Below are 8,914 nucleotides of genomic sequence, written 5' to 3'. Positions count from 1 at the left end.
CCAGGGTGGCGAGCGTCGCCCTTACGGTGACCGGAACCAGGGTGGCGACCGGAGCCAGTCCGGTGAGCGTCGCCCGTATGGTGATCGTAATCAGGGTGGCGAGCGTCGCCCTTATGGCGACCGAAACCAAGGTGCCGAGCGTCGTCCGTATGGCGACCGTAACCAGGGTGGCGACCGGAGCCAGGCCAGTGAGCGTCGCCCGTATGGTGATCGTAATCAGGGTGGCGAACGTCGCCCTTATGGTGATCGGAATCAGGGTGAGCGCCGCCCGTATGGTGACCGACCCGAGGGTGGTGAGCGTCGCCCGTATGGTGACCGGAGCCAGTCCGGTGAGCGTCGCCCGTATGGTGACCGCGATCAGGGCGAGCGGCCGTCGTACCGTGACCGTCCGCGCGGCGGCGTCGACCGTCCGGTCAACGAGTTCGCCCCGGTTCGCGAGCGCATCCCGGAGCCGCCGCTGCCGGACGAGATCACCGCGCGTGACCTGCACCCGGCCGCGCGCAATGAGCTGAAGACCCTCAGCAAGGAGAACGCCGAGCAGGTCGCGCGTCACCTCGCGATGGTCGCGCAGCTCATCGACGACGACCCCGCACGTGCGCACGACCACGCCCTCGCGGCCTCACGTCGCGCCGGCCGCGTCGCCGTCGTGCGCGAAACGCTGGCGATCACGGCCTACGGCATCGGTGACTTCGCCCTCGCGCTGCGAGAGTTGCGCACCTACCGCCGCATCTCGGGCAACGACGATCAGATCGCCCTCATCGTCGACAGCGAGCGCGGCGTCGGCCGGCCCGATCGCGCGCTCGAAGAGGGACGCTCGGTCGATCGCGCATCCCTCGCTCCCGCCGTGCGCGTGGCGCTGGCGATCGCGATGTCAGGCGCTCGTCTCGATCGAGGCGAAACGGAACTCGCGCTCGGCGAGCTCGAGATCCCCGAACTCGACCCCGATCGCGCCTTCGAATGGAGCCCCGCTCTCTTCTCTGCCCGCGCGGCGGTGCTGGAGGATCTCGGTCGCACCGACGAAGCGAGCTTCTGGGCGCAGCGCGCCGAGGTCGCAGCATCCGCCCTCGGCCACGATGGCGAGTTCGACGAGATCATCGTCGAGGACGGCCTGGTCGAGGACTTCGACGAGTACGACGACGCGGATGCGGCCGATGACTTCGACGATGCCGACGCCGCCGAGCCGCAGCCCGTACCGATCGCCGCTTCGGATGCGGACGCTTCGGATGCGGATGCCCCGGACGCTGCCGATGCGGCTGCCCCGGACGCTGCCGATGCGGCTGCCCCGAATGCTGCCGCACCGGATGACGAGGAACTCGACGAGGCAGCCTCGGCATCCGACGATTCGGAGTCCGATCGCTGATGGCTCTGTTCCGCCGCGCCAAGCCGGCCGCCACTCCGCTGACCGGACGCGACGCGATCCTCGCCGATCTCGACGGGGTCGTCTACGCCGGGCCGCTCGCGCTGCCGCACGCGGTCGACAGCCTCAACCAGGCTGCGCAGTCGATGCGTCTCGGCTACATCACCAACAACGCCGCGCGCACCGACGCATCGGTCGCCGAGCACCTCACCAGCCTCGGGCTGACCGTCGCGGCCGACGATGTCGTCACCAGCCCGCAGGCGGCGATGCGGCTGCTCGCGACGATGGTGCCCGCGCCCGCGACGATTCTCATCGTCGGGGGAGAGGGGCTCGTCGTCGAGGCGGAGAAGGCCGGATACACGGTCACGCGCAGCGCGGACGAGTCCCCGGCGGCCGTCGTGCAGGGCTTCAGCCCCGACGTCGCGTGGACCGATCTGGCCGAGGCGGCGTTCGCGCTCAAGGTTCCCGAGGATGAGGGCGGGATCCCGTGGATCTCCACCAACATCGACTGGACCATCCCGCGCGAGCGGGGCGTGGCACCCGGCAACGGCACGCTTGTGTCGGCCGTGCACACGGCGATCGGTCGACTGTCGACCGTCGCGGGCAAACCCGAGACCCCCATCTTCGAAGAGGCCATCGCGCGCTTCGAGACGCAGCGTCCGCTGTTCCTCGGCGATCGTCTCGACACCGACATCATGGGCGCCGTGCGCGCCGGCATCGATTCGGCGCTCGTGCTCACGGGCATTGATCGTCCCAAGCACGTGCTCGCCGCCCCGCAGGGGTCGCGGCCCGACTACATCCTCGCCGACCTGCGCGACCTGCACGTGCCGTACCCGCAGACATTCGAGAAGGACGGCGTCTTCACCGTGAACGGCGCGTCGGTGCGCATCGCGAACGGCGACGTGCAGATCCTCTCGGAGGGTTCGTCGCAGATCGACCTGCTGCGCGCGGGAGCTGCCGCCATCTGGGCGACAGGACTGGCGATCTACGCCTTCCGCGTGCCCGAGAAGCTCTACGCCGATCCTTTCCACAGGCCCTGAGAGTCGCAGCGGCCGCGTCGGCAGCCCGGGCTACAGTTGACGGATGGAGCACACGCGAGACGAGCCGACCGATGCGCTCTGGAGCAGACTGCGCCTGATCGAGAGCCAGCCGCTCGCCGACCGGGCCGACGCCTACGGCGCGATGCATGACGAGCTGATGAAGCGTCTCGAGAGCACTCCGCGCACCGGCGACTCGGCGCACGGCACCCGATGACCCGCCTCGACGCCGCCCTCGCGGCACGGGGCCTCGCCCGGTCACGCACCCACGCGGCATCCCTCATCGCCGACGGGCTGGTGAGTGTCGACGGACGCACGGTCATCAAGGCATCCGCCCCCGTCTCGGACGACGCCGAGCTTCGCATCGACGGCGGAGACCACTACGTCAGTCGCGGCGCGCACAAGCTGCTCGCGGCCCTCGATGGCTTCGACATCGCCGTCGAGGGGCGTCTCGCGCTCGACATGGGCGCATCGACCGGCGGATTCACGCAGGTGCTGCGCGAACGCGGCGCACGCCGCGTGCTCGCCGTCGACGTCGGCCATGGTCAGCTCGCGCCGCAGATCGCCGCCGACCCCGCCGTCACGGTGGTCGAGGGATTCAACGTGCGCCACATGACCTCGCGATCGCTCGCGGATACCACCGGCGAGACGCAGCGACCCGACCTCGCGGTCGGCGACCTGTCGTTCATCTCGCTCGACCTCGTGCTGCCGGCCATCGCCGAGACGATCGCCTCCGACGCCGACGTCGTGCTGCTCATCAAGCCCCAGTTCGAGGTGGGACGCACCGCCGTGAAGGGCGGACTCGTCACGAGCGCGGCCACCAGGCTCGACGCGGTCGAGCGGGTCCTGTGGAGCGCGCACGACGCGGGTCTCGGGATGCTCGGCATCCTGCCCTCGCCGATCCTCGGCACGCACGGCAACGCCGAGTACCTCGCGCACCTCGCGCCCGGGCGGGGGACGGATCCGTCAGAATGGTCGGAGCAGATCGCACACGTGGCAGGAGGACGATGAACGCGCGCCCCATCCTGGTCGTCGCCCACGCCAAACGCGACGACACGGTCGCCGCGGCACTGCGCGTCGTCGATGCGCTGCGAGGCGCCGGCGCGACCCCCGTGCTGCCGGCCGACGATCACGACGAGTTCGTCGCCCTGCACGCGCGCTTCGCCGATGTGGCGCTGCTGGGAACGGATGTCGCGGTCGACGACCTCGAGCTCGCCATCGTCCTGGGCGGCGACGGCACGATCCTGCGCGCCGCCGAGCTCGTCCGCGGGTCCGAAGCACCGGTGCTGGGCATCAACATGGGCCACGTCGGCTTCCTCGCCGAGATCGACCGCGACGACATGGACGCCGCGGTCGCCCGCGTCATCGACCGCGACTACGAGGTCGAGGAGCGCCTCGCTCTCTCCGTGCGCGTGAAGGATGCCGATGGCGCCGTGGTGTACGAGACGTGGGCGCTCAACGAGGCGACCGTCGAGAAGGCCAGCCGTGAGCGCATGATCGAGGTCGTGATCGAGATCGACGGTCGTCCGCTGTCGAGCTTCGGATGCGACGGCATGGTCGTCTCGACACCCACCGGTTCCACCGCATACAACTTCTCCGCCGGTGGTCCGGTCATCTGGCCGACGGTCGAGGCCATAGCCGTGGTGCCGCTCTCGGCACACGCGCTGTTCGCCAAGCCGCTGGTGGTGGGCCCCGAGGCGTCGGTGGCGATCGAGATGCTCGAGCGCACAGACGGCAGCGGCATTCTCTGGTGCGACGGTCGCCGCTCGCACGACCTGCCGCCCGGAGCGCGCGTCGTCGTGCGCCGCTCGTCACGCCCCGTGCGCCTCGCGCGACTGCACCCGACCGCGTTCACCAACCGTCTGGTGCGCAAGTTCCAGCTCCCCGTCGAGGGATGGCGAGGTGCCTCGTGATCGATGAGATGCGCATCCGCGGGCTCGGGGTGATCGACGACGCCGTGCTCCCGCTCGGCGCAGGATTCACCGCCGTGACGGGCGAGACCGGCGCAGGCAAGACCATGGTCGTCACCGGCCTCGGGCTGCTGCTGGGCGCCCGTGCCGACTCGTCGGCCATCCGTGCCGGTGCGGCTCAGGCATCCGTCGCCGGCGTCTGGATGGTGCCGCAGCACGGGTCCGTCGCCGACATCGTCACCGACGCCGGTGGAGACCTGGAACCTGCCGGAGACACCGCAGAACTGTACGTGTCGCGCACGCTCAGCGCCGAGGGCCGCAGTCGCGCCAGCGTCGGCGGCCGCCCCGCACCGGCCGGAGTGCTCGCCTCGCTCGCCGAGGAGCTCGTCGTCGTGCACGGGCAGTCCGACCAGCTGCGTCTGCGCTCCGCGGCCGCGCAGCGCGACGCGCTCGACCGCTTCGGCGGCGAGCAGATCGCCTCGGCACTGGCCGCGTATCGGCAGTCCTTCACGCGGTGGCGCGAGCTGGATGCCGAGATCGCCGAACTCACCGAGAACCGCGACCGGCGTGCGGCCGAAGCGGCGCTGCTGCGCGAGCAGCTCGCCGAGATCGAGCAGCTCGACCCGCAGCCGGGGGAGGACGTCGAGCTGAACGAGCGCGCCGAGCGACTCGCCAACTCCGAGGAGCTGCGGCTGTCGGCATCCGTTGCCCGCTCCGCGCTGTCGAGCGAGGAGGGCGACCCCGACATCGTCGCTCTGCTCGCCGAGGCCCGACGCTCGCTCGAGCGCAGCGCCGACCCGAAGCTCACCGAGATATCCGACACGCTCGCCGACCTCGGCTATCGCGCCGCCGACCTCGCCCAGCAGCTCTCCGGATACCTCGCCGACCTCGACGAGTCCGGTCCGCACGAGCTCGCCGCGGTCGAGGAGCGCCGCGCCGCTCTCGGCGGACTGATCCGACAGCACGGCTCCCTCGACGATGCCCTTCATATCTGGCAGACAGGGTCGCTGCGCCTCGCCGAGCTCGACGACGACGGCGATCGCATCGAGCGGCTGAGCGCCGAGGCCGACAGCGCCCGCAACGCCCTCGACGATGCGGCCACGGCCCTCACCGAGGTACGCACGGCGGCCTCGGTGCGGCTGTCTGCGGCCGTCACCGACGAGCTGCACGCCCTCGCCATGCCCGACGCCACCCTCGAGGTGCGGGTCTCGCCGGGCGCCGAATCCACCCACGGGCGCGACGACGTCGCCATCCTGCTCGCACCGCACCCGGGCGCCGAGCCGCGATCGGTGTCCAAGGGCGCCTCAGGCGGCGAGCTCTCACGGGTCATGCTCGCGATCGAGGTCGTCATCGCCGGCACCGACCCGGTGCCGACCTTCGTCTTCGACGAGGTGGATGCCGGAATCGGCGGCGCCGCGGCCATCGAGGTCGGCCGCCGGCTCGCGCAGCTCGCCCGGAACTCGCAGGTCATCGCCGTCACACACCTCGCGCAGGTGGCAGCATTCGCCAACAACCACCTCTCGGTCGTCAAGTCGAACGACGGCGCGGTGACCGCGTCGAGCGTCACCAGGCTGCAGGGCGCCGAACGCGAAGCCGAGATGGCTCGGCTGCTCTCGGGACTCACCGATTCCGACGCCGCACTCACCCACGCCCGCGAACTGCTGAGCCTCGGCTCGGCGATCAGCTGATAGGATAAAAGCCCGTGATGAACTCTTCTGTTGCGGCGCCAGACAACGACACCAGCTCCTTCACCACGAAGCACATCTTCGTGACAGGCGGTGTCGTTTCGTCTTTGGGCAAGGGGCTCACCGCAGCCAGCCTGGGCAACCTGCTCACCGCGCGCGGCCTGCGCGTCGTGATGCAGAAGCTCGACCCGTACCTGAACGTCGACCCGGGCACCATGAACCCGTTCGAGCACGGTGAGGTCTTCGTCACCGACGACGGCGCCGAGACCGACCTCGACATCGGCCACTACGAGCGCTTCCTCGACATCAACCTGACGCAGTCCGCCAACGTCACCACCGGGCAGATCTACTCGCAGGTGATCGCGCGCGAGCGCCGCGGCGACTACCTGGGAGCGACCGTGCAGGTCATCCCGCATATCACCGACGAGATCAAGCGCCGTATGCGCCTGCAGGCCACCGAAGAGCCCCAGCCCGACATCATCATCACCGAGGTCGGCGGCACGGTCGGCGACATCGAGTCGCAGCCCTTCCTCGAGGCGGCCCGCCAGCTGCGTCACGAGCTCGGTCGCGACAGCGTGTTCTTCGTGCACGTCTCGCTCGTGCCGTTCATGGGGGCGTCCGGCGAGCAGAAGACCAAGCCGACCCAGCACTCGGTCGCCGCGCTCCGTCAGGTCGGCATCCAGCCGGATGCGCTCGTGCTCCGCAGCGACCGCCCGGTGAGCGCGAGCAACCGCAACAAGATCGCGCTGATGTGCGACGTGGACGTCGAGGGCGTCATCAACACCGTCGACCTGCCGAGCATCTACGACATCCCCTCCACCCTCAACGAGCAGGGCCTGGACTCCTACATCGTGAGGCGCCTCGGTCTCGACCAGAAGGCGGACGACGTCGACTGGACGCGCTGGAACAAGGTGCTGCACGCCGTGCACAACCCGAAGCACGAGGTCACGATCGGTCTCGTCGGCAAGTACATCGACCTGCCGGACGCCTACCTGTCCGTCACGGAGGCCCTCAAGGCCGGCGGGTTCGCGCAGGAGACCAAGGTCAACATCCGCTGGATCCCGTCCGACCTCTGCGAGACGCCCGAGGGCGCGCAGGAGCAGCTGGCCGAGCTCGACGGCATCTGCGTGCCCGGCGGCTTCGGCATCCGCGGCATCGAGGGGAAGCTGGGCGCGTTGAAGTTCGCCCGGGAGCAGGGGATCCCGACCCTCGGCCTGTGTCTCGGCCTGCAGTGCATGGTCATCGAGTACGCCCGCGACGTGGCCGGAATCGCCGGAGCCTCGTCCAGCGAGTTCGATCCGGACACCGCGGAGCCCGTCATCGCGACCATGGCCGAGCAGATCGAGATCCTCGACGGCGGCGACCTGGGCGGCACCATGCGCCTCGGCCTGTACGAGGCGGCCCTCGCCGAGGGCTCGCTCGCCCGCGATCTGTACGACGCGCCGACCGCCTCCGAGCGGCACCGCCACCGCTACGAGGTCAACAACGCCTACCGTGCGCGTCTCGCCGACGCCGGTCTGGTGTTCTCGGGCGTGAACCCCGACCTCGACCTCGTCGAGTACGTCGAGCTGCCCCGCGACGTGCATCCGTTCTACATCGCCACCCAGGCGCACCCCGAGCTCAGCTCGCGCCCCACCGCACCGCACCCGCTGTTCCGCGGTCTGGTCGGAGCGGCCATCGAGCGCAACCGCGCCAGCGAGCTGTTCACCGAAGACGCCTGATCCCCATGCACCTTCAAGACGAGCCGTTCGAGCCCGAGGTCATCTCCAGCGATCTCGCGTTCCGCGGTGCCGTCTGGGACGTCCGCGATGACCGGGTGCGCTACGGCGGCGGTGAGATCCGCCGGCAGTACGTCGCGCACACCGGTGCCGTCGCCGTCGTCGCGCTCGACGAGCACGAGCGGGTGCTGCTGATCCAGCAGTACCGGCATCCGATCCGCCACCGCGACTGGGAGCTGCCCGCCGGCCTGCTCGACGTGCCCGGCGAGGAGCCGATGCTCGCCGCCCGGCGCGAGCTCGCGGAGGAGGCCGACATCGTCGCCGAGCACTGGGAGCACCTCGTGTCGGCGTGGACGACCCCCGGCGGCAACGACGAGATGATCCACGTCTATCTCGCGACCGGGCTCTCCGACGCCGACCCGCACGAGCGTCTGGACGAGGAGGCCGACATCCGCGTCGAGTGGGTGCCGCTGTCCGACGCTGCCGACGGGGTGATGGCCGGCCGGCTGCACAACGGCATCCTGAGCATCGGCGTCCTCGCCGCCGAGCGCCGCCTGCGCACCCCGCGGTCTCGCGACGAGCGCTGACGTGCGGCTCGACCGGGCGCTCGACGCGTACCTGCGTCACGTCACGATCGAGCGCGGTCTCTCCGAGCACACCGTCGCCGCCTACCGGCGCGACCTGGCCGGCTACACCGCATGGCTGGGGGAGCGGGGCATCGAGACGACGGATGCCGTCGACCCGCGCACCGTGACCGCGTTCATCGCCGATCGCGCGAGCGCCGACCCGCCACCCGCGGCGACGAGCCTCGCGCGGCTGCAGTCGGCCGTGCGCGGCTGGCACCGTTTTCTCGTCAGGGAGGGGATCGAGAGCGCCGATCCGACCGGACGCCTGCGGCCGCCGAAGGCGCCGCAGCGCCTGCCCAAGGCGCTCACCATCGAGCAGGTCGAGCAACTGCTCGCCGCCCCGGCCGCCGACGAGCCGATCGGGATGCGTGATCGCGCGCTGCTCGAGCTGCTCTACGCGACGGGGGCACGGGTCTCGGAGGCCGTCTCGCTCGACGTCGACGACCTTGCGTACGGCGATGTGCTCCGGCTGCGCGGCAAGGGAGACAAGGAGCGCATCGTGCCGGTGGGGTCGTACGCGCGGGCCGCCGTCGACGCCTACCTCACGCGGGCGCGTCCCGGGCTCGCGGCCAAGGGGCGGG

10 protein-coding genes are annotated in these 8,914 nt (G+C 70.6%); 9 read left to right on the top strand and 1 reads right to left on the bottom strand.

Translation table 11 applies throughout. The features are described 5' to 3' along the window. Positions 1 to 553 (bottom strand): hypothetical protein (locus tag RT309_RS11695; protein ID WP_313357244.1); only part of this gene is annotated, 553 nt, incomplete at its 3' end. Positions 554 to 559: 6 nt separating this feature from the next. On the opposite strand from RT309_RS11695, the gene RT309_RS11690 reads away from it, so the two are divergent. The 9 genes from RT309_RS11690 to RT309_RS11650 all read left to right on the top strand — a co-directional run. Then, on the top strand, positions 560 to 1,360 hold the full coding sequence (locus tag RT309_RS11690) for a hypothetical protein (protein WP_313357242.1): 801 nt from the start codon (positions 560 to 562) through the stop codon (positions 1,358 to 1,360). Next, positions 1,360 to 2,397 carry an HAD-IIA family hydrolase gene (locus RT309_RS11685; RefSeq protein ID WP_313357241.1) on the top strand — a complete coding sequence of 346 codons (1,038 nt, stop codon included), beginning with the start codon at positions 1,360 to 1,362 and terminating at the stop codon, positions 2,395 to 2,397. The genes RT309_RS11690 and RT309_RS11685 overlap by 1 nt, the downstream gene beginning before the upstream one ends. A 43-nt stretch (positions 2,398 to 2,440) precedes the next feature. Then, on the top strand, positions 2,441 to 2,611 hold the full coding sequence (locus RT309_RS11680; RefSeq protein WP_313357239.1) for a hypothetical protein: 171 nt from the start codon (positions 2,441 to 2,443) through the stop codon (positions 2,609 to 2,611). Then, positions 2,608 to 3,405, top strand: a complete 798-nt coding sequence (locus tag RT309_RS11675; protein ID WP_313357238.1) for a TlyA family RNA methyltransferase — start codon at positions 2,608 to 2,610, stop codon at positions 3,403 to 3,405. Before RT309_RS11680 ends, RT309_RS11675 begins: the two co-directional genes overlap by 4 nt. Continuing rightward, positions 3,402 to 4,307: an NAD kinase gene (locus tag RT309_RS11670; protein WP_313357236.1), complete on the top strand. Its 906-nt coding sequence runs from the start codon at positions 3,402 to 3,404 to the stop codon at positions 4,305 to 4,307. The genes RT309_RS11675 and RT309_RS11670 overlap by 4 nt, the downstream gene beginning before the upstream one ends. Beyond that, entirely contained in the window at positions 4,304 to 5,992 is a 1,689-nt protein-coding gene (recN, locus tag RT309_RS11665; RefSeq protein ID WP_313357234.1) for a DNA repair protein RecN, read from the top strand. The genes RT309_RS11670 and recN overlap by 4 nt, the downstream gene beginning before the upstream one ends. Before the next feature lie 17 nt (positions 5,993 to 6,009). Continuing rightward, entirely contained in the window at positions 6,010 to 7,710 is a 1,701-nt protein-coding gene (locus tag RT309_RS11660) for a CTP synthase (RefSeq protein ID WP_313357232.1), read from the top strand. Positions 7,711 to 7,715: 5 nt separating this feature from the next. Beyond that, positions 7,716 to 8,294 carry an NUDIX hydrolase gene (locus RT309_RS11655; RefSeq protein ID WP_313357230.1) on the top strand — a complete coding sequence of 193 codons (579 nt, stop codon included), beginning with the start codon at positions 7,716 to 7,718 and terminating at the stop codon, positions 8,292 to 8,294. A gap of 1 nt (position 8,295) precedes the next feature. Beyond that, the coding region (locus RT309_RS11650; RefSeq protein ID WP_313357228.1) for a site-specific integrase at positions 8,296 to 8,914 on the top strand (619 nt) is incomplete at its 3' end.

Origin of the sequence: Microbacterium sp. (assembly GCF_032084865.1) — a bacterium.
Classification (GTDB): domain Bacteria; phylum Actinomycetota; class Actinomycetes; order Actinomycetales; family Microbacteriaceae; genus Microbacterium.
Note: the sequence above shows the minus strand (reverse complement) of the source record. Positions and strands in the feature narration are given on the sequence as shown.